The sequence below is a fragment of the Bacillus sp. HNG genome, from assembly GCF_003400205.1.
Taxonomy (GTDB): Bacteria; Bacillota; Bacilli; order Bacillales; family Bacillaceae_L; genus Ferdinandcohnia.
This window is the reverse complement of record NZ_QUQV01000002.1, coordinates 512,482-537,772: the sequence shown is the minus strand read 5'-3', so window position 1 is coordinate 537,772 and position 25,291 is coordinate 512,482. Positions and strand designations below refer to the sequence as shown.

Annotated in this window: 28 protein-coding genes; 16 read left to right on the top strand and 12 right to left on the bottom strand. The window is 37.9% G+C overall.

Annotated features, from left to right (window positions below; translation table 11 throughout):
* The first annotated feature begins 50 nt into the window (after positions 1-50).
* The 8 genes from DZB84_RS05940 to DZB84_RS05905 all read left to right on the top strand — a co-directional run bounded on the left by DZB84_RS05940 (position 51) and on the right by DZB84_RS05905 (position 4,988).
* Positions 51-596, top strand: coding sequence for an NfeD family protein (locus tag DZB84_RS05940; protein ID WP_116351335.1), 546 nt, complete (start codon positions 51-53; stop codon positions 594-596).
* Positions 593-2,128, top strand: coding sequence for a flotillin lipid rafts scaffold protein FloT (floT, locus tag DZB84_RS05935; protein WP_116351334.1), 1,536 nt, complete (start codon positions 593-595; stop codon positions 2,126-2,128). The genes DZB84_RS05940 and floT overlap by 4 nt, the downstream gene beginning before the upstream one ends.
* Before the next feature lie 164 nt (positions 2,129-2,292).
* The gene (gene sigY / locus DZB84_RS05930) at positions 2,293-2,856 is read left to right on the top strand and encodes an RNA polymerase sigma factor SigY (RefSeq protein ID WP_116351333.1); all 564 of its coding nucleotides are present in this window, start codon (positions 2,293-2,295) and stop codon (positions 2,854-2,856) included.
* Entirely contained in the window at positions 2,810-3,160 is a 351-nt protein-coding gene (locus DZB84_RS05925; RefSeq protein ID WP_116351332.1) for a YxlC family protein, read from the top strand. Before sigY ends, DZB84_RS05925 begins: the two co-directional genes overlap by 47 nt.
* Positions 3,157-3,360 carry a sigmaY antisigma factor component gene (locus tag DZB84_RS05920; protein WP_116351331.1) on the top strand — a complete coding sequence of 68 codons (204 nt, stop codon included), beginning with the start codon at positions 3,157-3,159 and terminating at the stop codon, positions 3,358-3,360. The genes DZB84_RS05925 and DZB84_RS05920 overlap by 4 nt, the downstream gene beginning before the upstream one ends.
* Positions 3,357-3,566 (top strand): hypothetical protein, encoded by a 210-nt coding sequence (locus tag DZB84_RS05915; protein ID WP_223254386.1) that lies wholly within the window; start codon positions 3,357-3,359, stop codon positions 3,564-3,566. Before DZB84_RS05920 ends, DZB84_RS05915 begins: the two co-directional genes overlap by 4 nt.
* Positions 3,547-3,861 (top strand): YbjQ family protein, encoded by a 315-nt coding sequence (locus tag DZB84_RS05910; RefSeq protein WP_116351329.1) that lies wholly within the window; start codon positions 3,547-3,549, stop codon positions 3,859-3,861. Before DZB84_RS05915 ends, DZB84_RS05910 begins: the two co-directional genes overlap by 20 nt.
* Positions 3,862-3,968: 107 nt before the next feature.
* Positions 3,969-4,988 (top strand): thiazole biosynthesis adenylyltransferase ThiF, encoded by a 1,020-nt coding sequence (locus tag DZB84_RS05905; protein WP_116351328.1) that lies wholly within the window; start codon positions 3,969-3,971, stop codon positions 4,986-4,988.
* Positions 4,989-5,301: 313 nt separating this feature from the next.
* Here the strand turns inward: DZB84_RS05905 and DZB84_RS05900 are convergent, their stop codons facing one another.
* The gene (locus tag DZB84_RS05900) at positions 5,302-5,685 is read right to left on the bottom strand and encodes a globin domain-containing protein (protein WP_116351327.1); all 384 of its coding nucleotides are present in this window, start codon (positions 5,683-5,685) and stop codon (positions 5,302-5,304) included.
* A gap of 215 nt (positions 5,686-5,900) precedes the next feature.
* On the opposite strand from DZB84_RS05900, the gene DZB84_RS05895 reads away from it, so the two are divergent.
* Positions 5,901-7,169 (top strand): hemolysin family protein, encoded by a 1,269-nt coding sequence (locus DZB84_RS05895; RefSeq protein ID WP_116351326.1) that lies wholly within the window; start codon positions 5,901-5,903, stop codon positions 7,167-7,169.
* Between the two features lie 78 nt (positions 7,170-7,247).
* Here the strand turns inward: DZB84_RS05895 and DZB84_RS05890 are convergent, their stop codons facing one another.
* The 3 genes from DZB84_RS05890 to DZB84_RS05880 form a co-directional block, all read right to left on the bottom strand.
* Positions 7,248-7,637, bottom strand: coding sequence for a hypothetical protein (locus DZB84_RS05890; protein WP_116351325.1), 390 nt, complete (start codon positions 7,635-7,637; stop codon positions 7,248-7,250).
* Between the two features lie 31 nt (positions 7,638-7,668).
* Complete coding sequence (locus tag DZB84_RS05885; RefSeq protein ID WP_116351324.1) at positions 7,669-7,890, bottom strand: YozQ family protein; 222 nt, start codon at positions 7,888-7,890, stop codon at positions 7,669-7,671.
* 151 nt (positions 7,891-8,041) lie between these two features.
* Entirely contained in the window at positions 8,042-8,242 is a 201-nt protein-coding gene (locus DZB84_RS05880; protein ID WP_116351323.1) for an alpha/beta-type small acid-soluble spore protein, read from the bottom strand.
* A 286-nt stretch (positions 8,243-8,528) separates the two neighbouring features.
* Between DZB84_RS05880 and DZB84_RS05875 the strand changes: the two genes are divergently transcribed.
* The gene (locus tag DZB84_RS05875) at positions 8,529-8,771 is read left to right on the top strand and encodes a hypothetical protein (RefSeq protein WP_116351322.1); all 243 of its coding nucleotides are present in this window, start codon (positions 8,529-8,531) and stop codon (positions 8,769-8,771) included.
* A 536-nt stretch (positions 8,772-9,307) separates the two neighbouring features.
* Here DZB84_RS05875 and DZB84_RS05870 read toward each other — a convergent pair.
* The 8 genes from DZB84_RS05870 to DZB84_RS05835 form a co-directional block, all read right to left on the bottom strand.
* Positions 9,308-10,405 carry an ABC transporter ATP-binding protein gene (locus DZB84_RS05870; RefSeq protein ID WP_116351321.1) on the bottom strand — a complete coding sequence of 366 codons (1,098 nt, stop codon included), beginning with the start codon at positions 10,403-10,405 and terminating at the stop codon, positions 9,308-9,310.
* A 117-nt stretch (positions 10,406-10,522) separates the two neighbouring features.
* Entirely contained in the window at positions 10,523-11,422 is a 900-nt protein-coding gene (locus DZB84_RS05865; protein ID WP_116351320.1) for a PucR family transcriptional regulator, read from the bottom strand.
* A gap of 73 nt (positions 11,423-11,495) precedes the next feature.
* Positions 11,496-11,681, bottom strand: coding sequence for a hypothetical protein (locus DZB84_RS05860; RefSeq protein WP_116351319.1), 186 nt, complete (start codon positions 11,679-11,681; stop codon positions 11,496-11,498).
* Between the two features lie 52 nt (positions 11,682-11,733).
* Entirely contained in the window at positions 11,734-11,943 is a 210-nt protein-coding gene (locus DZB84_RS05855) for a YheE family protein (RefSeq protein WP_116351318.1), read from the bottom strand.
* Between the two features lie 369 nt (positions 11,944-12,312).
* Complete coding sequence (locus DZB84_RS05850; protein ID WP_116351317.1) at positions 12,313-13,497, bottom strand: YheC/YheD family endospore coat-associated protein; 1,185 nt, start codon at positions 13,495-13,497, stop codon at positions 12,313-12,315.
* Positions 13,494-14,852 (bottom strand): YheC/YheD family endospore coat-associated protein, encoded by a 1,359-nt coding sequence (locus tag DZB84_RS05845; protein ID WP_116351316.1) that lies wholly within the window; start codon positions 14,850-14,852, stop codon positions 13,494-13,496. The genes DZB84_RS05850 and DZB84_RS05845 overlap by 4 nt, the downstream gene beginning before the upstream one ends.
* 16 nt (positions 14,853-14,868) lie before the next feature.
* Positions 14,869-15,939, bottom strand: a complete 1,071-nt coding sequence (locus tag DZB84_RS05840; protein WP_116351315.1) for a YheC/YheD family endospore coat-associated protein — start codon at positions 15,937-15,939, stop codon at positions 14,869-14,871.
* 16 nt (positions 15,940-15,955) lie between these two features.
* On the bottom strand, positions 15,956-17,329 hold the full coding sequence (locus tag DZB84_RS05835; RefSeq protein ID WP_116351314.1) for a YheC/YheD family endospore coat-associated protein: 1,374 nt from the start codon (positions 17,327-17,329) through the stop codon (positions 15,956-15,958).
* A 171-nt stretch (positions 17,330-17,500) separates the two neighbouring features.
* Here DZB84_RS05835 and DZB84_RS05830 point away from each other — a divergent pair, with 171 nt between their 5' ends.
* The 6 genes from DZB84_RS05830 to DZB84_RS05805 all read left to right on the top strand — a co-directional run bounded on the left by DZB84_RS05830 (position 17,501) and on the right by DZB84_RS05805 (position 25,146).
* Positions 17,501-18,634: a DUF445 domain-containing protein gene (locus DZB84_RS05830; protein WP_116351313.1), complete on the top strand. Its 1,134-nt coding sequence runs from the start codon at positions 17,501-17,503 to the stop codon at positions 18,632-18,634.
* Positions 18,635-18,780: 146 nt separating this feature from the next.
* Positions 18,781-19,134 carry a YlbF/YmcA family competence regulator gene (locus DZB84_RS05825; RefSeq protein ID WP_116351312.1) on the top strand — a complete coding sequence of 118 codons (354 nt, stop codon included), beginning with the start codon at positions 18,781-18,783 and terminating at the stop codon, positions 19,132-19,134.
* A gap of 138 nt (positions 19,135-19,272) precedes the next feature.
* Positions 19,273-20,136: a Cof-type HAD-IIB family hydrolase gene (locus tag DZB84_RS05820; protein ID WP_116351311.1), complete on the top strand. Its 864-nt coding sequence runs from the start codon at positions 19,273-19,275 to the stop codon at positions 20,134-20,136.
* 500 nt (positions 20,137-20,636) lie between these two features.
* Positions 20,637-22,151, top strand: a complete 1,515-nt coding sequence (locus DZB84_RS05815; protein ID WP_116351310.1) for a coproporphyrinogen III oxidase — start codon at positions 20,637-20,639, stop codon at positions 22,149-22,151.
* Between the two features lie 209 nt (positions 22,152-22,360).
* Positions 22,361-23,500 (top strand): acyl-CoA dehydrogenase family protein, encoded by a 1,140-nt coding sequence (locus tag DZB84_RS05810; RefSeq protein WP_116351309.1) that lies wholly within the window; start codon positions 22,361-22,363, stop codon positions 23,498-23,500.
* A gap of 32 nt (positions 23,501-23,532) precedes the next feature.
* Positions 23,533-25,146, top strand: coding sequence for a long-chain fatty acid--CoA ligase (locus tag DZB84_RS05805; RefSeq protein WP_116351308.1), 1,614 nt, complete (start codon positions 23,533-23,535; stop codon positions 25,144-25,146).
* The last annotated feature ends 145 nt before the right edge of the window (positions 25,147-25,291 follow it).

Sequence of the window (25,291 nt, the reverse complement as noted above, 5' to 3'; positions counted from 1 at the left end):
AGAATGTAAAGAAAATTACAAAGGTATTCATAAATTTTGGAGGTGAAGCTATGGAACTATTTGGATATGATATTCAAACCATCTATCTAATTGGCTTAGTCATAAGTGGAATTGGTACCCTCACTTTTATCCTGTTTGGTGACTTTCTAGAGGGGATCTTTCCAGACAGTTTTTTGAGCCCAACACTCATTTTTTCATTCCTCACATTTTTAAGCGCATCAGGTTACATTTTTGAAAAATTGCTATCCTTTCATAGTTTCTTAATTCTTGTTATTTCACTCGTATTAGCACTTATTTTAGTCACATTATTGAATGTTTTCGTGTTGATTCCATTGTCTTCTGCAGAAGAATCGATGGTCTACAGAGAAGAGGATTTGAAAGGACGAATTGGCAAGGTCATCACTTCAATTCCAGTAGATGGCTTTGGAGAAGTAGTGATAGAAGGAATCAGTGGAACTATCGCTAAATCGGCTAAAAGCTTTAATAATGAACCAATCCCATATGATGAAAAGGTTCTTATTATAGATATAAAGGAAGGCGTTGTATACGTCTTACCTTACCAAAATATGAAGATAAAAGGGGGAAATGAACTATGACAACAGGAATTTGGATTGTAATCGGAGTTGTCGCATTTTTACTACTTGCACTTATTGGGGTATTTGTTTCAAAGTACAAAACAGCGGGTCCTGACGAAGCCCTAATTGTAACTGGTAGCTATTTAGGTGGAAAAAATGTTCATGTGGATGAGGCAGGAAACCGCATTAAAATTGTTCGTGGTGGCGGTACATTCGTACTTCCAGTCTTCCAACAGGCTGAACCATTAAGTCTCTTATCGAGTAAACTAGATGTTCAAACACCTGAAGTATATACAGAGCAAGGTGTACCTGTTATGGCAGATGGTACGGCAATTATTAAAATCGGCGGTTCTATTTCAGAAATTGCTACAGCTGCAGAACAATTTTTAGGAAAACGTAAAGAAGACCGAGAAAATGAAGCAAGAGAAGTATTAGAGGGTCATCTTCGTTCAATCCTTGGTTCAATGACTGTTGAAGAAATTTATAAGAATCGTGATAAGTTCTCACAAGAAGTGCAACGCGTGGCATCACAGGATTTAGCAAAAATGGGTCTAATGATTGTGTCATTTACAATCAAGGATGTCCGAGATAAGAATGGGTACCTCGATTCTTTAGGTAAACCAAGAATTGCTCAAGTAAAGCGCGATGCTGATATTGCAACGGCAGAGGCTGAAAAAGAAACAAGAATTAAACGTGCTGAGGCCGAGAAAGAAGCGCAGAAGTCTGAGCTAGAGCGTGCTACAGAGGTTGCGGAAGCAGAAAAAATCAATCAGTTGAAAATTGCTGAATTCCGTAGAGAACAAGACATTGCGAAAGCGCGTGCTGACCAAGCCTACCACCTAGAAGAAGCGAGAGCCAAACAAGAAGTTACCGAGCAGCAAATGCAAATTCAGATCATTGAAAGACAGAAGCAAATTGAGCTCGAAGAAAAAGAAATTTTACGTCGTGAAAAGCAATATGATTCAGAGGTTAAGAAGAAGGCGGATGCTGACCGTTATGCGGTTGTTCAAGCGGCAGAGGCAGAAAAAGCAAAGCAATTGGCAGAAGCGGATGCAAATAAATATCGAATCGAAGCAATGGCAAAAGCGGAAGCTGAGAAAATCCGCATCGATGGTCTAGCAAAAGCAGAAGCCCAGCGTGCACAAGGTGAATCTGAGGCTGATATTATTCGCCTAAAAGGTCTTGCTGAAGCGGAAGCAAAACAAAAAATCGCGGAAGCTTTCGAACAATATGGAAAAGCGGCCATCCTCGATATGGTTATTAAAATGCTTCCACAATATGCGAAAGAAGTGGCTGCACCATTATCCAATATTGATAAAATTACGGTCGTGGATACTGGCAGTAATGGAGAAAATAGCGGCGCCAATAAGGTAACCGGCTATGCAACAAATTTAATGTCGACCCTGCAGGAATCATTGAAGGCATCCTCTGGTATCGATGTAAAGGAAATCATTGAAAACCTGTCAGGAAAAGGGAATGTCAGAAACAGCATTGACAATTTAACTGATGAATTAGCTCAATCAAGAAAAACTGCATCAACAGAAAACGAATAATAGATTAAGGAGAAGCCAAACCTAGCTAGGGTTCTGGCTTCTTTTATTGGTTAAACTAGAAAAAAATAAAAGTTTTTTTGATGAAGTGAACTTTTTAATAACCTCATTCGTATTATTAGCGATAAATAAAGATAACCAAATATTCTTGGGGGAGAATTCATTGCATGGATGAAAAGGAACTAATTCGCAGTGCAAAGCGTGGTGATACACTCGCGTTCGCTATGCTTTTTAAGGAGCATTATCCTTTTTTAGTAAAATATTTAATAAAAGTTACAATGAAGCCTGATATTGCCGAAGACCTGGCACAGGAAGCAATGATGAAAAGTATGGAAAAAATCAAATTGTATAATGGCAAAGCAAAATTCTCCTCATGGCTCATCACAATTGCGACGAACTTATACATTGACGATCTTCGAAAAAAGAAACGAGAGCATAACTATCAGCTGCAGGAACAAGCATTACGCAAAATGAAGTGGCAATTTGATAATCAGTCAGAAGATTGGAATGATGTTCTTACTGCACTAGGTAGGCTTTCTGATGAAATTCGGATTCCAATTGTTCTCAAACATTACTATGGGTATTCATATGAGGAAATAGCAGATATGCTTCATATCGCCATCGGAACTGTTAAATCAAGAATACATAACGGAATTCAAACAGTAAGAAGGGAGTTGAGACCCAATGAAGAAAAACAAGCTAGTCCTACTAAAGAACGAACCACAACATGAAGAAGATGTAGAAACGATTCAAGAAATCAATGAAGCATTCACTAAAATAGATCAACAATATTCGGTTTTCACTCCTGATCTTCAAGTGTTTGAACAAATAGTTGCCGCCGAACAACAGAAACAAAAGAAAAAATTCAGACGAGATTTAATCGCTTTTATTTTAATCGCATTATTCATGATGACGGCGTTAATCACAGCATTTTTCCAATTGCCACTTGCTTATATTCTTATTCAAGGTATCGCAACTATTAGCTTCCCGGTTTATAGCTTTTATCGATATCGAAAACGGGTGATGCGTACATGAAAACGTATGACATCAAATTCTGGATATTAATCGTCATCATCCTACTCATTCAAAGCTTTTGGTTATTTTTAGACGCAAGAAAGCGGGGGCATAATTATTGGTTTTGGGGAATATGGGGATTGATCCAAACACCCTTGCCAATTGTATTTTATCTAATTTTTGCTAGAAAAATTTATCGACGTAAAGCAGGTAGGGAATGATGGGGACTATTGCGAAATATATTGTATTGTTGATAGCCGTTATTGGACAAATCGTAGGAATTGTATTTTTGTTTATTGATATTTCAAAGGCACTGACGTTTTATGCATTTTATATGGTTGCCATTGTTTTATTATTTGCTTTATTAGTATGGGAACGAAAACGTGAGAAAGAGGAGGATGACGAGAATGATTATCGTGACTACTGATTTTGTACCTGGTAAAGAAGTAAAAGAACTAAAGGGATTTGTAAGAGGAGGTACGGTTCAGTCAAAGCATATCGGTAAAGATATTATGGCAGGGTTGAAAACAATTGTTGGTGGAGAAATTTCTGATTACACGGAAATGCTGGAAGAAGCACGACAAAAAGCAATTGGGCGACTGGTAGATGATGCGAAGGCAAAAGGAGCAAATGCAGTTATCGGGCTGCGCCTACAAACTTCATCTGTCATGCAAAATGCATCTGAAATTATTGCATACGGAACGGCCGTATATGTAGAATAATCACTTTTTAGCTAGGATAGTCTCTCTATTCTGGCTTTTTCTTTTATCTAAAGGTCTTTCCTATGGTACTATAGCAACAGAACTACATTGGAAGGAAGGAATTTGAGTTGAACGAACGCTACTCTCGGCAAGAGTTATTTACTCCAATTGGAACCAGTGGGCAAAGGAAAATTAGAAATAAACATGTTCTCATAGTAGGTGCTGGTGCGCTTGGTACAGGAAGTGCTGAGGGGCTTGTCCGTGCAGGGATCGGAAAGCTAACAATTGTCGATCGCGATTATGTGGAGTGGACGAACTTACAAAGGCAGCAATTATATAGCGAAGATGATGCAGCCAATCGTTTGCCAAAAGCGATTGCAGCAAAAGAACGCTTAGAAAAAATAAATTCAGATGTTGATATCCAAGTACATGTTATGGATGTATCGGTTCAGGAGATTGAACAAATCATTGATGGAGTAGATTTAATCATCGATGCAACCGACAATTTTGACATAAGAATGCTTTTAAATGATGCATCACAAAAATATAACATCCCATGGATTTATGGGGCATGTGTTGGGAGTTATGGAATTAGTTATGTCATCATGCCAGGAAAGACACCTTGTCTACATTGTCTCCTAGAAACCATACCGATGGGAGGACTGACATGTGATACGGTAGGAATCATAAGTCCAGCCGTTCAAATGGTGGTTGCCTATCAGGTGACGGAAGCACTTAAAATATTGGTTGAAGATTTCGATGCGTTGCGAAATAAATTAGTTTCATTTGATTTATGGAAAAATCAACATACAGCGATAAAAGTTGATCGTGTAAAAAAAGAAGGTTGTCTTTCTTGTGGAACAAATCCATCCTATCCTTTTTTATCCTATGAGAATCAGACAAAATCAGCCGTTTTATGTGGAAGGGACTCCGTTCAAATACGACCAAGCAAACGAATGGAAAGAGACTTAGATTCTCTTGCAGAACGTTTAACAGCTCAAGGTGGTAAAGTAGAAACAAATCCATTCTTATTATCATTTACACAAGGCTCGAACAGAATAGTTGTTTTCAGGGATGGTCGTGTTCTCATTCATGGAACAAAAGACCTTTCAGAAGCAAAGAGTCTGTATCATCGGTATTTAGGATGAACCCAAGTTTCTCCGAACAACGATTCACAAAATGTTCATCTCTTTGACAAAAAACTGCCTTAAAAACGAACCTAATTTTTCCACATTTGATGATACTCTTAAACCATATAAAAGATAATGGGGGAGTAACTATGGACGAATTATCAATTACATTTAATATTGCGGCAGCGTTAGTTTTAATATTCTTTATTGGGACCATAATCATCGAATCATAAAAAAATCCACGAAGTTTTCGTGGATTTTTTTGATGTTTATCTGCAGGCGCCGGGCTCGGGGGCACAAGCCGATAGACGGACACATTTCGCTTTTCTTGTTAATCTGGCGTATTTACCATGATTCCTGCAACTTGTTGTAAACGAGCATAAAAGGCTTCGGCTGCATCACCAGCAAGACCTGTTTCTTCGAATGCTTCTTTCATACAACGCAACCAAGCTCTAGCACGTGTGGGTGTAACCTCAAAAGGCATATGACGATAGCGCATTGCCGGAGGTCCAAATTCATTGCTATATAATGTCGGGCCACCAGTAAATTGTGTTAAAAACATATATTGTTTTCTTTTAATTTCTTCTATATCTCCTTCGAATAAAGGAGCTAAATCAGGATCGGCATATACCTTTGGATAAAAGGTGTTCACTAAATCTTGAATGGCATCTGCACCACCGATTTCTTCATATAAGGTATTGAGTTTAAAGTCCATATTATCACCGCCGCTTAATTTTTCTTATAAGTACTATATCAATACTAAAAATAGCATGGTGTGATTTAAATCACATTCATAGATAATCATTCCCATATAAGAGAATGTTTGCTATTATAAAAATAATCGATATTCTCGTATTAAGATTTTGACTTTATCTCTTTTCATCATAAACAAAAATAAAGTCAATTACAATTTAGGAGTGTGAAATTTACGTGGACGATTTGCCACTGAGTACCATCATTTTGTTAGTCGTTTTAATCATGTTATCAGCGTTTTTTTCTGCAAGTGAAACAGCCTATTCAAGTGTTAATCGAATACGGCTAAAGAATTATGTGGATGAAAAGCGACGTGGAAGTAAGAAGGCATTTTATATTACGGAGCATTTTGATAACGCCCTTTCGACTATTCTTGTTGGGAACAATATTGTAAATATTGCTGCAGCATCAATTGCATCGAAGCTAGCTTCAGATCTTCTTGGAGGAAATACCGGGCTTGTTATTAGTACGTTTGTAATGACGCTACTCATATTAATTTTCGGAGAGGTCCTTCCAAAATCATTTGCAAAAGAAAATGCAGAAAATTTCTCATTACGGGTCTCTGGCGTATTATTTTTATTAATGAAGATACTCACACCAGTTACCTATCTATTTGGATTATTAAAAGCATTAGCAGCCAAGCTTATTAAAAGTAATAATGATACTCCATCCTTTACCGAAGAAGAAATCAAAGTAATGGTTGATTTGAGTGAAGAAGAAGGAGTTATTGATAATAAAGAAAAAGAATTAGTACACCGTTCCCTTGATTTCAACGATATTTTAGTGGGGGAAATATTAACACCGCGCATTGATATGGTTGCTGTTGAGGTGAATGATCCGATAGAAAAGATACGAGATATGTTCTTAGAGGAACGTTATTCACGTGTACCAGTGTACGAAGACAATACCGACAATATCATTGGTATTCTATCAGAACGTGAATTTTTAAGTCTTCTCGTTCAACAAAAGAAAATAAATGTTCGTTCAATAATCCGCAAACCATTTTTTGTAGTTGAATCGATGAAAATCTCAACCTTGCTGCCAGAGCTTCAAAAGAGCAAAACACATTTGGCAATCGTTGTTGATGAATTTGGCGGAACTTCAGGTTTGATTACTTTAGAAGATATCATCGAAGAGATCGTCGGTGAGATTTGGGATGAACATGATGAAAAGATTAAATATATTACACAATTAGATGAAAATACATATGAAATAAATGCGGATATGCCTCTTGACGATTTTGCAGAAATCATTGGAATTGAAGAACCGGAAAGCTCCCATCATTCTGTTGGGGGTTGGATATTTGAATCATTTGAGAAAATTCCAGTTACCGGGGACACCTTTGATTACTTGCATCTCACCTTAACAGTCACAGAAGTGGAAAACCGCCGCATCCGAAAAGTAAATGTAGAAGTAAACCAACAAATATTAGAAATTGAAAAATAAGGATCCAACGTGATCCAGGGGACGGTTCTCATGGTTTTCGAAAAAATGGAAAACTGTGAGAACCGTCCCCCTTTACATTTACTGAATGATGCTAGCCAAAGCTGCCGGGATGGGCACTTTTTCATCCGCTCCATATTTCTTTTCGAAAGAATGGTATTCAAAGAGTGTCCCTTCAGGTGAACACACAGACAAGTCTAGAATGTAATCACCATGATCTCCCTTGGTTTCGAGATAAAAGACAATATCCGAAACTTTAAGGTGGTAAAAATGATACTGAAACCCAAGGAATTCTTTTGTATCGAAACTCGTATCTGGGTGGGCTGAAATATATTGGGCAAGGTCATCTATCGTTGCCATTGGTCTTTGCAAAACAGTATTAATTTTTTCTTTTACAAGTTGGGATGTATTTGATAATGTATCTTTAGCTTTCGTTGTTATATCCCGAATAAATTGCTGTACTTCACTCAATTCGGATCTCTCCTAAAAGGGAATTCATATCTTATGAATAGTAATCCTGGTAACCTTCATTTGAAGATTCTCCATTTTTCGTTTTCGTCTTATTATTGAAAGGGGCTGCAATTTCGCCTTCCATGTAAGAATCACTTACTTGTTCATGGGTTGTAGCAAGTCCTGAGGATAATTGATCGTCCTTTTCGTAATCTCCAGGCTGGTAATGTCTTGCAGCTAAGTCCTCTGTACTGTTTTTAAGTTTATCCTTCAAAGCAAACGCCTCCTATAATCATATCTTCTTGTTTAGTATCCCAATAATATTCTGTAAAAAATCAAGTCAAAAGTTGGGAAGAATATAATCATGAGAAAAATAAGAGACACCCGTTAAGGGTGCCTCTCTAGCCAAAAATATTTAATTGTTATTAAGCTCTTCCACCCATAGATTGTTGAGCAAAAGATACTAAACGCTTTGTAATTTCTCCACCAACTGATCCGTTTGCGCGAGATGTAGTGTCAGCACCTAAGTTAACACCAAATTCTTGAGCAATTTCATACTTCATTTGGTCGATAGCTTGTTCTGCACCTGGTACTAATAATTGGTTACTGTTGTTGTTGTTTGCCATTTTTCCTTCATCTCCTTAAACTGATTTTTTTTGGTGGGTTACTCCGGAATTGCACCAGATATAAGGGTTTCCTTAGCCTCTAGGCTAACCCGTGTGTGTTTAAGTTTTATGTGTTGCTTGGTGAGTTGTGTGTTGCTGTGTTTGTACTAAGTATTATGTGACGAAATGAAGTTTATATTCGAAATTAACTTTGCCAATTAATTCCTACGGAAAAGAAAGCATAACTGCATTGTTTCATCGAAAAACTAGTGATAACTAAATATGAAAATGAGTAGGAGAAGAGATTATGCCGATTTGTCCATTATGTAATGGCTTTAACAAAGCTAGCTTCTCATGTGCACAATGTGGGAATTCTTTAGAGGATTCAGGACGTATTATTGATTACTTTGATGACTACAGTGCATATATGCAAATAGATGACATGAAAAAAATAGATGGCATCCAAACAACCTTACAAAACAATGAATGTGCCCATCTATTCTATTGTACAAACTGCCATAACCAAGAAATAAAATTAATTAAAGAATGAGGATGGAGCAAAGGAGCCAAGGAGTAAAGGAGCCACGGGAACCGTCCCTCTGGTTCCATTAAAATAAATAAGTGAGGATTTCCGTTTAAATTTGAAATGGGGATCTTATAGACCTATATTAGCGGAAGTTTTCCGGTTATCCGAATGAAAAAGCCTTCTTTTTCATTTTTTAGAGTCAATAAGCGGAATCTCTCCGTTTGTTTAGGCTATTTTCAGTGCTTTTTACGAATTAGGCGGAATTTTTCCATCTATTAATCGGTCTCATCGGTCTGGGTGCTTAGCCTATTCCGACAACCGATAAGGTAGGTGCTCGGAACAAATTGCAATTGACAGAAGTTTTGATCCACTTTTTCATTGTTCAACCCTTGTTGTCTGAGTGTCAATTGTATGTCAATAACGAAGAAATAGGTTTAAAACCTTAGCAAATAAGAAAAATGACGTGTGTCAAATCACACGTCATTTTTTAATGTCATTTAGTGATAAAGCACCCGAAATCGAGATCCTTTACAAGATGCAGGCGACTTTTTTCTTTTTGATTAGCGAATTCTCTTTTCAGTTTCTGCGTCAAAGAAATGGCATTTGTTCATGTCAAATGCAAGTTCTACTGTTTCACCTGGTTTTGCTTGAGTACGTGAATCAACACGCGCAACAAAGTCATTACCAGCAAGCTGTGAATAAAGCATTGTTTCAGCACCAGTTAATTCAGACACTTCAATAAGTGCATTGATTTTAGAACCTTGAGCAGATTCAATGAACACAGGCTCGTCATGAATATCCTCTGGACGAATACCAAGGATGACATCTTTGTTTACATAGCCTTGTTCACGAAGAACCTTCATTTTTCCTTCTGGTACAGCAACTTTTACATCACCAATAGTGAAGGTACCATCCTGTAAAGTACCAGGGAAGAAGTTCATCGCTGGAGAACCGATGAAACCAGCAACGAATACGTTTTCTGGATTGTCATAAACATCTTTAGGCGCACCAACCTGTTGGATAATGCCATCTTTCATAACAACAAGACGTGTAGCCATTGTCATCGCTTCTGTTTGGTCATGTGTTACATAAATAGTTGTTGTTTGAAGGCGTTGGTGAAGCTTAGAAATTTCAGCACGCATTTGTACACGAAGCTTTGCATCAAGGTTTGATAATGGTTCGTCCATTAAGAATACCTTTGCGTCACGAACGATTGCACGGCCTAGTGCAACACGCTGACGCTGACCACCTGATAATGCTTTAGGCTTACGAGTTAAATATTCTTCTAGACCAAGAATTTTTGCAGCTTCTTTCACACGGCGATCAATTTCATCTTTCGGGAATTTACGAAGCTTTAATCCGAATGCCATGTTATCATATACACTCATATGTGGGTATAGCGCATAGTTTTGGAATACCATCGCGATGTCACGATCTTTTGGAGCAACATCATTTACACGTTTATCATCAATGTAGAAATCCCCTTGAGAAATCTCTTCTAATCCAGCAATCATACGTAGTGTAGTTGACTTACCGCAACCAGATGGACCTACAAATACGATGAATTCTTTATCTTTAATATGAAGGTTAAAATCTTCTACTGCAGTTACTTTATTGTCGTATACTTTGTAAATATGATCTAAAACTAATTCAGCCATTTTTTCTCCTCCTAGTGTAAACGTTTTCCATAGCTAAAGTTTACTTTAAAGAGAAAAATGCGTAAATGTGTAAATTGCACAAAACATTGAAAGGGTTTTCGTGCATGTCTACCAATTCTAAAAATGTTCAAGATCTAAAATGGCTAGATAAGTTGTTACAGCACCGTGGAAATGTTTAATATCAATCCCTGTCTTTTCAATGAATTTTTCGATTCGGTACTGCAAACTATTCCGGTGCATATATAATCGCTTCGCTGCATTTGAAACATTCAAATCACTTTCGAAGAAAACTTTTATCGTTTCAAGTAATTCATGATCATCTTGTAGTTCTTCCGGAATCACATTTTTCAGTTGGTTCCGAAAATCTTCATCCATTCCTTCAAGTAATAAAAATGGCAGAATATCATGTAATCGATAAACCTTCTGTTTATGTAAAAATTGTATACCCTTTTGAAACCATTCTTTTTCGGTATGAAAAAGAGAGCCAAGATTGTCAGAAAGGGGATGGGTTTGTCCAATAAATAAACGCATGTCTGTGTAAAAATCACTTGTTAACGTCACGGTGATTTCATCATAAAAGACATCCTCAATGATTTCCTCGTTTCTTGTTTCAACGAGAACGCCGCTTGAATCATTTTCCCATAGAAAGATCGTATCTCTTGGTAACAGTGCCTGAATGGCCTCCTGGAATTCAAGATGGTCAGTAATCGGTTGGTCGGCATAAAACTGAATAAACCGACACTGCGAAAAAGAAAATTGTTCAGGTGATACGGTCCCTTGTTGTAAAAACAAAAGGTTATACCAAAATGCCTGTGTATCGTTCATATCATTAACATGAGTGCCATATGGTGTGAAAAGGGAAGATAAAAGGGAAGTCTCTTTTGTAGAAAGACGGTCCTTTTTAATTCCAAAAAAAGTTCCTGTGTCTGTTAAAAACCATGAATATAAATCTGTCTTATATGGTGATTCTGCTGTTATAAAAGCATCCTTATAATGCTTCATTAAATTTTCAATCATGTAAAATACTCCTTCAATTCAATCAAAAAAGTCTCCTTCTATTATAACAGAAGGAGACTGTGTGGCTAACTTGTTATTCAATTACATTCGGTGGTTCTTCTTTCTCAAATTCGCGCGCTTCCTCTATGTTTGTTTTATCATGATAACGGTAGACGCTCCCTCCAGCCATTCCTTCATTTATGAAGCGGTCCACATCCATGAATACTTCATCTTTCCCTTCATATTGAAGGTCTTCACGTTCTTTTCCTTTTTTATCCATAAAAAAACCTCCTTTTTGTGCTTAGTATGTGAAGGAGGTGAAAAAAGATTCGTTATTCGTAAACATGGAAGAGCATTAATTCATGAATTTGTTTTGTAATGTCATTAATGACTTTCAAATCCGGGTGGCTGCCTTGCCAATCAATGCTTCCATCCTTATTATAAATGCCATGATATTTTGTTCCTTGAAAGTAAAAAGAAAAGCTCCAACCGGGAATTTTGCTACTTTTATATAAAGGTTTCCAGTGAAAATGTGAGATCATCTTAAGCTCCCCTTATGTCTTATTTGACGTCCAGCTTAAGCGCCTAGCGAGTTTTCACCTCGAATAGGATTCAGTGAGTATCTTGCGAAAAGCTCTCGGAACAAGCACAGCTTGTTCCTGCGAAGAATATTCAAGAAGCCTTCCTTAGTGCTTTGAGCAGCTCGAGGTCACAAGCCAATCCATCAAGAAGGTCAAAGAGCGACCTTCATGCAGGCTCGGCTTGTGCTTGCCGGACTTGCACAGGACAAGGAAAGCTTCGACAGCATAATCATCGCACGAAGAAAATGCATTGCATTTTCGAGGAAGTGCTGACATCGACGTTTGCCACAGGACGTGGCGGTTTTTAGTCGATGTACCTCATTTAGACGCTTAAGCTTTTGATGCTTTCATTATAAGCAGTTTGGTTAAATTTTCAAGACCTTTTTGTCGAATAGCCCCCTCATCAAACACCATTGGCTTTGAATTGATTTCATAAATAAAAATTGCCCCATCCTTCGAACGACCGAGGTCAATGGAGAACTCTCCAATAAACTCTCCTGTTTCATCCGTAAGCGTTCTTCCAATTTCAAATACAAGCTTTTGTAAAATAACCTCATCAAATCGCGGTCGAACAATGTGATAGGGGATTATTGTTCCACCATTTGGGACATGTGTTGTCACTCCATTTTCACCAGCAACTCTTACCCCGATGCCACTAATAAAATGTCCGTTATCACGATAATGACATAAAACTCTCAAGTCATAACGTTTCCCATCATACGTGTCTGCCTGAATTGCTTCCTGTAATAAATAGTTGTTTGTTTCAAAGACATCCTGATACTCCTCCCAAAATGAGGTGAGGGTTGGGTAGCTTTGTTTTCCCTGGGGTGTTTCTACAATCATTCTATTTTGAGATGTTTTCAGTCTGTAAAGATCAATTCCTTTATGGCCGGTTGAACTCTTTATATAGAGGATTTGATGTTTGGCTACCATTTTTTTGAGGTCGCTTATATTTTTGAGAAGGGTGGTCTCGGGAAGAAACCGTTGAACAAAATCATTCTTCATTAAAATCTGATGTATCTCCCATTTAGAAAAAAAGTGTGGATTAAAAAAAGGGATATCTTCCTTTTTAAAGAAAGAAACAATGTCAATAAAATCCTTCGTTTCCTCCATGTGACGATAAGGAATACGATTATACACAGCATTCGGAAGAGGAGTTTGTAATTTGATCCATTTTTGTAATGGTTGGTAGAAGGTAAAAGCTTCCACTAAATGTCCCTTTATTGACTTTGGCGTAATGACGATTCCTAATGCACCATGATCCTGTAAGGAGGTTAAAATTCTTTTTAGTACCTTAAGATTACCAATAAAAGTGTTGTCTTTTGAGCTGCCAGTTAGAATGCCAATGAGAGGGCCAACCATATTTCCAGCTTTATTAACAAGAAAAGGGAGCGATTGCTCTGGGCAGCTCCCTACATAAGAAATCATGGTGTTTGTCTTTCCAAAGAGAAGTCCATTTGTTTCTTCACATTGATACCATTTCTTTTTTTCAATATGATAATAAATGGTACTCATTTGTAAACTTCCTCTGGCTTCTTAATCGTTGTTTCTGTTAAATAGACGGCATATTGCAGTGGAAGCCTGCTTGAGAGTTTATCATATTTTCTTAGCTTTGGATGTGAAAAAATCGAACGACCTGGCTTGGAATTTGCCTCGAACAGCCACACACTGCCATTTTTATCGACTCCTAAATCAAATCCAAGTTCCCCAATATGTCCTTTTTGTCTAGAATCAATGGCTTCGCTTAGGGATAGTGCTGCCTGTTTTAAAGAATCCGTTACTTTCTTGCATTCTTCTACATCTGGAAAAATTTCAGTGAGTGTACGAACGACACCACCGTTGTTTAGATGTGTTGTCACACTGCCGCGTCCAGCAATTTTACCTGCCATCACACTGACCTGCCAATTGCCTTTTTCATCCTTATTTGTATGGATCCTAAAATCAATTGTTTTATGATCGCTTCGGAGCAAATGAATTCCTTGTTGGACGATATAGTGCTCCAATTGTTTGTGGCGGAAGTGCGTATTGATAAAAGACTCAACCGAAGAAAAACGCTGAAGACGATTTTTTCCATCTTGATCACGATATCGACAATAATAATTTCCTGTTTCTCGGTCAATTAAAACTTGATAAATACCTAAACCAAGACTGCCTTTTGCTGGTTTAATATAAACATGCTGATATTTCGATAGCATACGCTCGATTAAAGTGAAGGTAGGGCTTTTATGGGTTTCAGGTAAATAGGTTGAAACTCGATAATCTCCCTCTAACAACTGGTGAATTTCCCATTTATCGAAAAAGCCAGGATTAAACCAGGGAATTAAGTACTCATGTTGCATTCGTTGTTTAATTTCACGTAAGGCTTTATGTTTTTCGGTTCGGCGGTTTGGAAGGCGGTCATAGACCACATTAGGAAATGGAACCTCAACTGTTTCCCAGCCATTATGGTTATGAAATAGACCATGAATGGTTCCTTTTTCCCAATCAATATGCTTTGCACCAAAAATAAATACATAAGCCCCAACTGCTTTTTCTTGAGCCAAAAGTTTTGCAAAGAATAAGGTTCTCTCTCCAATTGGTCGAATCATGGACTCGCTAAAACCTGCTGTGAAAATTCCAACAAGAGGCCCAATGTAGAGATGGTCGTCATGAATAAAAACCTGTGTCGTACTACTGTATGGAATCTTTAAGGCTACAAATATATCTTCAGACAATTTGATTTCCTGCTTATCTACTTGGATAACCTCACAATCACAGGAGGACGTTCCAAACAAAATATGCTTAATGGGTGTTTTTAATTGAATGGAAGTAGGAATATACACTTTTCCTTGTTCTTCCTGCGCTATTTTAAGTGGTAGCGGTGTTCGCATTTTTTTCAGCTCCTTTTTAAGTCGTTTGTTTTGAATGAAGATGGAGGCAATACTGTAATAGTGTATTGTATAGGGCATCTTCTTTTTCTGGACTGGTTTCTAAAATAACCTTTCTACCTGGCTTTGAATTGGTGTCTAATATCCAGATGGCGCCCTCACTTGTAAGACCTAAATCAACGCCAATTTCAAATAGAGGTTCAAATTGCTCTTCTAACAATTCTGGTAGCCTATTAATAATTGTATGAATATTATCCGAAAGTAATTGCTTTTGATGAAAAGACATATTTTCCGTCCAACTTTCATAAGAGCGAGTTTCTCCGCCACCCCCTAAATTTGAAATGAGGTGATCCGGCATTCCAAGGCGAATCCCTCGACCTTGTTCAATCCATTTTCCTTGGCCGTCTTTTTGAAGTAAAATTCGAATATCAAAAGGACGATTCTCTTCATTGTGTAGTGGCAAATATGGTTGTAATAAGTACGGTTGATTGCTAATTATGGAGTCTAGCCACTTCTTTAAATCTCTTCTTGTTGTAAATTGGTTCTTTTTTAGAAGTTTTTCATCTTTATAGAGAACCTCTACATAATTACGATGAAGAAAAAGTCCAATAATTCCTTTTCCCATTGACCCTCTCTCTGGTTTTAGGATAAGTTGATGCTTTTTCGTTAAAGCTCGTAGGATGGTAGAAGAGGAGAGAGCTTGCTCAGTAGAAGGGACATAGGGTGATAAATCCTTATCTTGACGTAGGGTGTTGTAAATTTCCCATTTGTTTGGTAAACCATGTCCTAGAAAAACATTTGCTGGACGCAACTTTAACCAGTTCATAATTGGCTGACTTTTTTTAGAGACTTCATCACTTGAATAAAAACAACGGTCATACAAAAACATTGGTATTTCAAACGTGCTTTGTTCCCACTTTGTAGTCTTGTGATTATATGTTTCTCCACGAACTAATTCAGAGGTAGGTTCAATCGATGTAGGAGTAAAGCGGTACAGCTGTATCCCAAATTCAGGAGCTCGTTTTGCGAGTTCCGTGGCAAGCCCGAGTTCCTGGTTCGGATAAAGCGTAACAAACCCCAGTGAAATCATAAGACCCTCTCCTTTCTTACATATCGTTTATGAATCGATGTTGGACGAGATAAACACAATGCTGTAAAATCGCTTTTGCACTTGGGCGAATTTTGGTTGATAATTGATCCTGTTCTTGGTTTTTTGATGGCTTTGTGTTGACCTCAATAATCGTTGGTTTCCCATTTTCATCAAGCGCAAGGTCAATTCCTAACTCTGCAAATATTCCGTCGTCCCTCCCATCAATAATGGCGGCAACCTCTAACGCTAACTCTTTCATTAACTTTTTAATATGAGGAATTTGTTTTTCTTCAAAATTTTCAATAAGAACGTGATGGACCTTTTGAATTTCTCCGCCTCTTGCAAGGTTGGAAACGAATTGGTCCTTTGACGATACTCGTGCAATTACGGAAGTTAGCTGCCATTTGTCACTTGATTGCTTTTGGCATAACACACGAAAATCCAGTGGTTGTTCCTTATATAATAGAAGTGAAATACATTCCTGAACAATAAATGTTTGTTGTTTTAATCGTGAAAATAAGGATTGAAACAGGGATAGAAAGCTATAATGCACAGTCTCAATGTCACCTGAGAAGGTTGTATAATCTAATAAATATTTACCTTCGTCTGTTTTATGAATTCGAAAAATGTTTCTACCTTGACTGCCATGAACCGGTTTTACGAAAACACATTTATATTTCTCAAGCATTTCAAAGAGAACATCTCTACCTGTTAATAGTTCGGTATCAGGCATATATGAATGGAGATGCTCATATTCCTTCAATATTTCATGCACTTCCCATTTATTTAAAAAGTGATCATTAAAATATGGAACATTGTTCATCTGCAATTCATTAGTAAAGTCGATAAAACTTCTGGATTGTTCCCGTTTACGGGAGTGAATCCGATTGTGGACTACCTGAGGGTACGGAACAATTGACTTTTTCCACGTTCCATCTAAATAGATATACCCACTATGCTTATAAAAGGTATTTAACGAGAATACATAAAAAAATGCCCCGATTTCGTTTGCATAAAGCGATATTTCCTCGCAAAACTCCTCAATTGAACCAAGTGATATTTGATTGTTTTTTTCGGTTACCTCTGTTAAAAGTCCTACGACTGGACCGATTTCAAGTCTTTCATTTGATTTTTTTAAAAGAGTAATTGAAAAATTTTCTTGAGGGAGCTGCAATTCTTGCAATATAAAGTCACTACATTGGATTACAGGATCGCTTTCATTTAAAGATACGATTTCGACGATGACACTATTCCTGCTGCACGATAATTCAACTTTCTGTTGGTTTTGTAGTCCAAACTCTTTAAAAATCTTGTCACTCATTTGTATTTGCAATGGGGATACCTGATTGTTAGAAACAGGCATCACCTCAATAAGAATTTTTTCCGTCATCTTGAAAACCCCATTTGCGTAACTTGACGTTCAAACACTATAATTGATAAGGTGGTACTTCAATCGAGAAAACGGTTCAGCCATAAAAATAGGCGAATGTCTGATAACGTATCGTATGAGAAAACAAGTAAAACTGTTACTTAATAAAGTTCAATTTTAGAAGGTGATTGTATGAATGTATTTTTAATGATCGTATTTATGATGGTGATTGGAGCCATCATTGGGGGTGTCACGAATTCTCTGGCAATTAAAATGCTGTTTCGGCCCTATAAGGCCATCTACATCGGTGGAAAGCGACTTCCATTTACTCCTGGATTAATCCCAAAACGAAGGGATGAGCTAGCTAGACAGATGGGAAGAACTGTAGTAGAGCATCTTTTAACACCTGAAAGCCTAAAGAATAAACTACGGGATGAAAGCTTCGTTCGTACAATCGAAGGCTGGGCGGAGGAAGAGGTTGCCAAACTACTTGACACAGATAAAACCTTCAACGAGTTTGCTGAACATCTAGGCATACATAATCTTGATGAAGTAGCAGAGCAAAAACTAATTAACGTGATTGAAAAGAAATATGTGAGTCTTTTAGATGAAATGGGTACGAGGGAAATCGGTCATATCATTCCTGAAGAACTTCTTTCAAAAATAGAGTTAAAGTTTCCCGAAGTAGTGGAATATATCACGGAAAAAGGCGTTGAGTATTTTGAGAGTGACGAAGGGAAACATCGCCTAAAAAGAATGATTGATGATTTCCTATCCACCCGAGGCATGCTTGGGAATATGGTGCAAATGTTTTTAGGAAACACAAGCTTAATTGATAAAATTCAACCAGAAATCATAAAGTTTCTAAGAAGCCCAGGAACAAATGAGCTTTTACATTCATTAATTGAAAAAGAGTGGAATAAGGTCAAGGCCTGGGAGGTTAATAGAGTGATCGAACAGGTGGGTTCAGAAAAAATTCTTACCTTCTTAAAGGAACAGACTTTACATGTCTTCCCTGTTAAGAAATATCTTGCAACCCCTGCAAATGTGGTATTACTACCATATAAAGACCGAATCCTCGAGACTTTCGTTCCTAAGGGAATTGAAATGGTGGGCGAATTTGTGGCAAACCGTATTGATAAAATGATGAAAAGCCTCAAGCTAGAGGAAATTGTTAAAGACCAAGTTGGAACGTTTTCTGTGGAGCGTTTGGAGGAAATGGTGTTAGGTATATCAAAACGAGAATTCAAAATGATTACGTATTTAGGAGCACTGCTTGGTGGGATCATCGGCATTTTTCAAGGAATTATAGCCCAGTTTTTTTAACAATAAGTATTGGCAAAATCTGATGTTAAGAATATGTTAAAGAATACCCAGATTTTACAGATAGAGATGAATTACATGGGAATGTTTGTTATAGTGGAAAAGAACCATTTTTCCTCGCATTAAATCTGGAAAAGGAGGTAGGTAAAATGGGTGTGAATTTATATGATGTTGCGTATGGAGTTGAAAAGGCAATTCGTGAGAGTGATGAGTTTAAACAGTTAAAGCAACTATACGATCAAGTCAACAATGACCCAGGTGCAAAGAAATTATTTGAAAGCTTCCGAAACATACAATTATCCCTTCAGCAAAAACAAATGATGGGTGAAGATATTTCACAAGCAGAAGTAGAGCAAGCTCAACGACAAGTAGCGCTTGTTCAACAGCATCCTACTATTGCAAGACTTATGGAAGCTGAGCAACGTATGAGCGTTGTCATCGGTGAACTAAATCAGATCATGTTAAAGCCACTTGAAGAACTATATGGCAGCATGCAACAATAAGGTTTGAGGAACCCTACGCGAATTGGCGGGGGTTCTTTTTGTTTTCGTTCATACATGTGAAACCTAATGTTCTAATCAACTTTATTTTTTCATAACCATAAATATAGGGACAGCAACACCGAGAAGGAGGACCTGCATATGTATAGGTTACTTGCAATAAATGTTGATGGAACATTACTCCGTCCGAATGGTCGGCTTCAAAGTGGAACAAAGGAAGCGATTGATTACGTAAGAGCAAAGGAAGTTTATGTGACTCTCGTAACAAGGCGTCACTTCGCATCGACGAAAAAAATAGCCAAGGCTTTAAAGCTAGACTCATTTTTAATTACGCATAATGGAGGTTTCATTAGCACAAATCTAGATGATCCCATTTTTGTAAAACGAATATCTGAAGAGAAAACTTTTAACATTGTCCAAGTTTTAGAAAACTTTAAGTGTAGCATTCGCCTCCAACATGAAAAGTTTTCAATTGGTAATCGGATGAGGTTCCCTGGTAACCTTATCGCAAAGGCAATGTTTGGCTCAGGCGACCCACTCTTTTATCCAATGCAGTTCGTCGATTCACTGGGTGATTATTTAACAGACAATCCTGTTGCCCCACCTAAAATAGAGGTGTATTCACAAAGCGAAGATGAACTGGTGACGATTAAGGAAACCATTAATGAGCACTTCCGGGATATCCAAGTCGATTTAACTGAACCGCATAAGCTAGAAATTACACCATTAGGAGTTTCTAAACTCAATGGCTTACAAGCGCTAGCCAATCATTTAGAAATTCCATTACATGAAACAGTCGTCATTGGTGATTCAACAGATGATATTGAAATGATTAAATCCGCTGGGTTAGGGGTTGCGATGTGGAACGCACCGAAGGAAGTTAAATTTGCAGCCGACTGGGTAACGCGTTCTAACAATATGAATGGGGTCTCCTACATGATCAAAGAGTATTTCCGAAAGCAGCAGAGAATTGAGTTTTTAAAACAGATTAAGGTTGAAAAATAAAGCTGGTTTTGAGTACCTCCACAGTTTGTGGAGGTTTTTATATGGGCAAAGTTGCAAATGTCGATAGATATGGATTATCGCCGCAGAAATGAAATAACGCCGATAGATCATCATCGCGAAATTTTATTCAACTCAAGGCTCTTTTTTAAAAGATTGTTGCTTTCAGATATAAAGTGCAAACCTAGTTGATTGGAGCGTAAGGTGGCGACCCCGGCGGGAAAAGCCTGAGACTTGAGACCCCGCAGAAGCGACCAGTAGAGCGAAGCCTAAAAGCGCCACATCCTGTGGCAACGGCTTCGTGACCTACATCGTGTAGGCCTGAGGAGGCTCAAGCCACGCCAGTGGAGAGCGTCCATTTGAAGCAGAAATCAACGATAAAAAACAACAAAGTTTACGAAAATAGCCCAACCCAAAATCCAACCCAAATTTCTCATATTGATTTAAAAACGTACATTCTGTACACTTGAATAAGCTAAATTTTTGAAAAGGTGAGGCAAACTATGCGTATTTTGTTCAAGGGGCTTGAGGATGAGCGATTTATTCGTCCGCTTCAGCTCATCACAAATCTATTTTTTGAGGAAAGTGAGCTTTCCATTACAGAATTAGAAAATCCTGAACTAATAATAGAATTTCAATATGAATATCATAATCCTTTCATTACCTCAACTGCGAAACTAATTGAATTGAAGTCTGGTAATGAATACGTTGGAAGATATAATAAGGAATTTCCTCCGTTTGAGAATGAAAAAGAACGATTTAAAAAGATTAAAAATGCAGTTTCACATGTCTATGTCATGGTTATGCAAGACTTCACAGGTATAACTCAGCCATGGGGAATGCTTACAGGTGTGCGTCCAACAAAGCTGTTGCACAAAAAGATCCAAGAAGGTGTATCACCAGAAACGGCTCACAAACAATTAAAAGATGATTATTTAATTACCGATGAAAAACTAGATTTAATGCGGCAAATTGTCGACCGTCAACTCACAATGGTACCAGATTTATACCAACTACAAAATGAAGTGAGTATTTATATTGGGATTCCTTTCTGTCCAACAAAATGTGCATATTGCACATTCCCTGCGTATGCAATAAATGGAAGACAAGGCTCAGTGGATTCATTCCTTGGAGGTCTTCATTATGAGATGCGCGAGATAGGTCGTTGGTTAAAAGAGAACAATATTAAAATAACCACTGTCTATTACGGTGGTGGAACCCCAACAAGCATTACAGCTGAAGAGATGGACATGCTTTATGAAGAAATGTATCAGTCTTTCCCAGATGTTCAACATATTCGAGAAATAACGGTTGAAGCGGGAAGACCTGACACGATTACACCGGAAAAACTCGACGTTCTTAAAAAGTGGAATATTGACCGAATCAGTATTAATCCCCAGTCCTATATTCAAGAAACATTAAAAGCGATTGGCCGCCATCATACAGTAGAAGAAACTATTGAAAAGTTCCATCTCGCAAGAAACATGGGAATGAACAATATCAATATGGACTTAATTATTGGTCTTCCTGGTGAAGGAGTGGAAGAGTTCAACTATACACTTGCAGAAACAGAAAAGCTGATGCCTGAATCATTAACTGTCCATACCTTATCCTTTAAACGTGCTTCCGAAATGACACGGAATAAGAAAAAATATAAGGTTGCAGGTCGTGAAGAAATTACAGATATGATGAACAATGCTTCTACATGGACGAAGGAACATGGTTATGTACCGTACTATTTATATCGAATGAAAAACATTCTAGGAAACCTAGAAAATGTTGGCTATTCACTTCCGGGTCAAGAGAGCATCTACAATATTATGATTATGGAAGAAATGCAAACAATTATTGGCCTAGGCTGTGGTGCAGCAAGTAAATTTGTGGACCCAGTAACAGGAAAAATTACGCAGTTTGCAAACCCAAAGGATCCAAAATCCTACAACGACAATTTTATGGAATATACGAATAAGAAAATCACTATTTTAAATGAGTTATTTGGAGTGGCAGAAGGGGTATAGGAAAATATACCCCTACTTTTTTTGATGAAAAAGAGGATTTTTCTCTTTAATGAGGAATTATTCAAGTATTGGACCTCATAAAGATTAACAAACTCCTTTTTACAAAATGTAAACGCTTACTGAAATTTCACTAGCTTATTAGACTTCGAGTACCTAACACTATTTTTACCCACTATTATGACTAAACCCTTAAATAAGGAGGGATAGCGATGACTGCACGTTATTTGCAAGAAGAGCACCACATTTTTCGAGATGCTTTTCGGAAGTTCCTTGAAAAAGAAGCCTACCCCTTTTATGACGATTGGGAAAAGGACAGGATGATACCACGGTCCTTTTGGACAAAAATGGGAGAGAATGGGTTCCTTTGCCCGTGGGTCGATGAAAAGTATGGAGGTTTTAACGCTGATTTTGCCTATTCAGTCGTTATAAATGAAGAGCTAGAACGAGTCGGGGCAAGTATGATTGGAATAGGTCTTCATAGTGACATTGTGGTTCCTTATTTGAATGAATATGGAACAGAAGACCAAAAACAAAAATGGCTATCAAAATGTATTTCAGGTGAAATCATAACAGCGATTGCAATGACAGAACCGGGTGCTGGATCTGATTTAGCGGGGATTAAAACAACTGCTGTAAAGAAAGGTGACCATTATATTGTCAATGGTCAGAAAACATTTATCACCAACGGCATTCACGCGGATTTGGTTGTAGTGGTTTGTAAAACAGATCGAAATGCAAAACATAAAGGGATTAGTTTGTTAGTAGTCGAGAGGGATACTCCTGGATTTTCTAGAGGGAGAAAGCTTGAAAAGGTTGGGCTTCATGCCCAAGATACGGCAGAACTTATTTTTGAGGATGTAAAAGTTCCTGTTGAAAACCTTATTGGAATGGAAGGAAAGGGTTTTTATTATTTGATGGAGCAACTCCAGCAGGAACGTCTGATAGTTGGGATATCAGCCCAAATCGCAGCGGAGACAATGCTGAAGCTAACCTTGAAATATGTAAAAGATCGTGAGGCATTTGGAAAGTCGATTAGTAAATTTCAACATATTCAATTTAGACTCGCCGAAATGGCAACAGAAATTGAGATTGGCAGAACATTTTTAGATGATTTAATTGAACAACATATTGCTGGAAAGGATGTGGTGACAAAGGTTTCAATGGCAAAATGGTGGTTAACGGATATGGCAAAAAAGGTAGCAGCTGATTGCATGCATCTTCATGGTGGCTATGGATATATGGAGGAATACGAGATTGCTAGAAGGTATCGTGACACACCGGTATCAGCCATTTATGCAGGAACAAATGAAATCATGAAAACCATCATCGTGAAAAATATGGGGCTTTAACTTTTAAAAATATAGAAGTGGGGGAATGTATGATGATGAATATACCATTGCTAGTTTCTTCAATGCTCGAGCGCGCAGAAAGGTATTTTCCAAAGAAAACAGTTGTATCGAGAACTGCATCTGGAATTGTAACCCATACGTATCAGGAAATAGGTGAGCGCACAAGAAGATTATCAAGCGCCTTAGAAAAAGTAGGTGTGAAGAAAGGAGACCGTGTTGGAACACTAGCATGGAATCATCATCGACATCTTGAAGCTTATTTTGCTATACCTGGTATCGGAGCAGTCTTGCATACCATTAATATTCGTCTTTCACCTGCGCATATTGTCTATATTATCAATCATGCAGAGGATAAGGTTTTACTTTTTGACGAAGACTTACTTCCTCTATTAGAAAAAGTAAAGGACCAATTAAAATCAGTTGAAGCCTATGTCGTCATGACGGATAAGGATGAATTACCAGAATCGAGCTTGGAGCCACTTTTTCATTATGAAAAACTTATTAGTGAAGGAGACCCATCATTCGAATTTAAGAAAGATTTAGATGAAAATGATCCGGTTGGCATGTGTTATACATCTGCAACTACAGGAAACCCCAAAGGAGTTGTTTATTCCCACCGTGGAGTCGTGTTGCATAGTATGGCGCTTGGCCTTGCAGATAACGCTGGTTTATCGGAAAGTGATATCGCAATGCCGGTTGTTCCGATGTTCCATGTAAATGCCTGGGGCTTACCATTTGCTTCGGTATGGTTTGGAACAACACTTGTGATGCCAGGCCCATATTTCACACCGAAAATCTTAGCTGAATTAATCGATTCCCAGAAGGTAACAATGACTGCTGGAGTCCCTACAATCTGGCTTGGACTTCTTAATGAATTAGAGCAAGGAAATTACGATACGAGTAGTTTGACCCGCATCCTATGTGGTGGTTCGGCTGCACCAAAAGGGCTTATTAAAGCATTTGAATCAAAATATAAAATCCCGTTTATTCATGCGTATGGGATGACAGAAACGACACCACTTGTTGTTTTATCCCGTCTAAAAAGCTACCAAAATGATTTGCCTGAAGAAGAAAAATTAGAAATCCGTTCAAAACAAGGGTCTCTCGTACCGTTAGTGGAAATGAAAATCGTTGGAGCAAATGGGGAGGTCGCCAATGACGGAAAAGAAATGGGAGAGCTTTTGTTAAGAGGAAATTGGATTGCCGATGAGTATTACAAGGATGAGCGAACCAACGAAGCATTTCGTGATGGATGGCTCTATACTGGGGATGTTGTCACAATCGATGAAGAAGGCGTTGTAAAGATTGTTGATAGAACAAAAGATTTAATCAAGAGCGGTGGGGAATGGATCTCCTCTGTCGATATTGAAAATGCACTTATGGCCCATGAGGCTGTATTCGAAGCGGCAGTTATCGCAGTTCCCCATGAAAGATGGCAAGAACGCCCAGTTGCATGTGTTGTGTTAAAGGATGCTGCAAAGGAGCAAACGACAAAGGAAGAGTTGTATGAGTTTCTAAAGCCACAATTTGCAAAATGGTGGTTACCAGATGATATCATCTTCATGGAAGAAATTCCGAAAACATCGGTAGGAAAGTTTTTAAAGAGAGCACTTAGGGATCAACTAAGGAGCATTTATCACAAGTGAAATAATCATGCAGGATTATAATTTGGATGAAGGGGTAAATGCAGTAAAGTGGTTCGTCTTAGGAAAAGTGAGCACGCAAGGTTTGTAAAGAGGTGTGCAACTGGATAAATTCAGAGGATATCCAACCCGTAATGAACCATCCAAT

Bases quoted from the DNA above. Each gene is read 5' to 3' on its own strand.
- DZB84_RS05940 (WP_116351335.1), top strand. From the start codon at position 51: ATGGAACTATTTGGATATGATATTCAAACCATCTATCTAATTGGCTTA.
- floT (WP_116351334.1), top strand. From the start codon at position 593: ATGACAACAGGAATTTGGATTGTAATCGGAGTTGTCGCATTTTTACTA.
- sigY (WP_116351333.1), top strand. From the start codon at position 2,293: ATGGATGAAAAGGAACTAATTCGCAGTGCAAAGCGTGGTGATACACTC.
- DZB84_RS05925 (WP_116351332.1), top strand. From the start codon at position 2,810: ATGAAGAAAAACAAGCTAGTCCTACTAAAGAACGAACCACAACATGAA.
- DZB84_RS05920 (WP_116351331.1), top strand. From the start codon at position 3,157: ATGAAAACGTATGACATCAAATTCTGGATATTAATCGTCATCATCCTA.
- DZB84_RS05915 (WP_223254386.1), top strand. From the start codon at position 3,357: ATGATGGGGACTATTGCGAAATATATTGTATTGTTGATAGCCGTTATT.
- DZB84_RS05910 (WP_116351329.1), top strand. From the start codon at position 3,547: ATGATTATCGTGACTACTGATTTTGTACCTGGTAAAGAAGTAAAAGAA.
- DZB84_RS05900 (WP_116351327.1), bottom strand. From the start codon at position 5,685: ATGGACTTTAAACTCAATACCTTATATGAAGAAATCGGTGGTGCAGAT.
- DZB84_RS05880 (WP_116351323.1), bottom strand. From the start codon at position 8,242: ATGGCAAACAACAACAACAGTAACCAATTATTAGTACCAGGTGCAGAA.
- DZB84_RS05875 (WP_116351322.1), top strand. From the start codon at position 8,529: ATGCCGATTTGTCCATTATGTAATGGCTTTAACAAAGCTAGCTTCTCA.
- DZB84_RS05870 (WP_116351321.1), bottom strand. From the start codon at position 10,405: ATGGCTGAATTAGTTTTAGATCATATTTACAAAGTATACGACAATAAA.
- DZB84_RS05865 (WP_116351320.1), bottom strand. From the start codon at position 11,422: ATGATTGAAAATTTAATGAAGCATTATAAGGATGCTTTTATAACAGCA.
- DZB84_RS05860 (WP_116351319.1), bottom strand. From the start codon at position 11,681: ATGGATAAAAAAGGAAAAGAACGTGAAGACCTTCAATATGAAGGGAAA.
- DZB84_RS05855 (WP_116351318.1), bottom strand. From the start codon at position 11,943: ATGATCTCACATTTTCACTGGAAACCTTTATATAAAAGTAGCAAAATT.
- DZB84_RS05850 (WP_116351317.1), bottom strand. From the start codon at position 13,497: ATGAGTACCATTTATTATCATATTGAAAAAAAGAAATGGTATCAATGT.
- DZB84_RS05845 (WP_116351316.1), bottom strand. From the start codon at position 14,852: ATGCGAACACCGCTACCACTTAAAATAGCGCAGGAAGAACAAGGAAAA.
- DZB84_RS05840 (WP_116351315.1), bottom strand. From the start codon at position 15,939: ATGATTTCACTGGGGTTTGTTACGCTTTATCCGAACCAGGAACTCGGG.
- DZB84_RS05835 (WP_116351314.1), bottom strand. From the start codon at position 17,329: ATGACGGAAAAAATTCTTATTGAGGTGATGCCTGTTTCTAACAATCAG.
- DZB84_RS05830 (WP_116351313.1), top strand. From the start codon at position 17,501: ATGAATGTATTTTTAATGATCGTATTTATGATGGTGATTGGAGCCATC.
- DZB84_RS05825 (WP_116351312.1), top strand. From the start codon at position 18,781: ATGGGTGTGAATTTATATGATGTTGCGTATGGAGTTGAAAAGGCAATT.
- DZB84_RS05820 (WP_116351311.1), top strand. From the start codon at position 19,273: ATGTATAGGTTACTTGCAATAAATGTTGATGGAACATTACTCCGTCCG.
- DZB84_RS05815 (WP_116351310.1), top strand. From the start codon at position 20,637: ATGCGTATTTTGTTCAAGGGGCTTGAGGATGAGCGATTTATTCGTCCG.
- DZB84_RS05810 (WP_116351309.1), top strand. From the start codon at position 22,361: ATGACTGCACGTTATTTGCAAGAAGAGCACCACATTTTTCGAGATGCT.
- DZB84_RS05805 (WP_116351308.1), top strand. From the start codon at position 23,533: ATGATGAATATACCATTGCTAGTTTCTTCAATGCTCGAGCGCGCAGAA.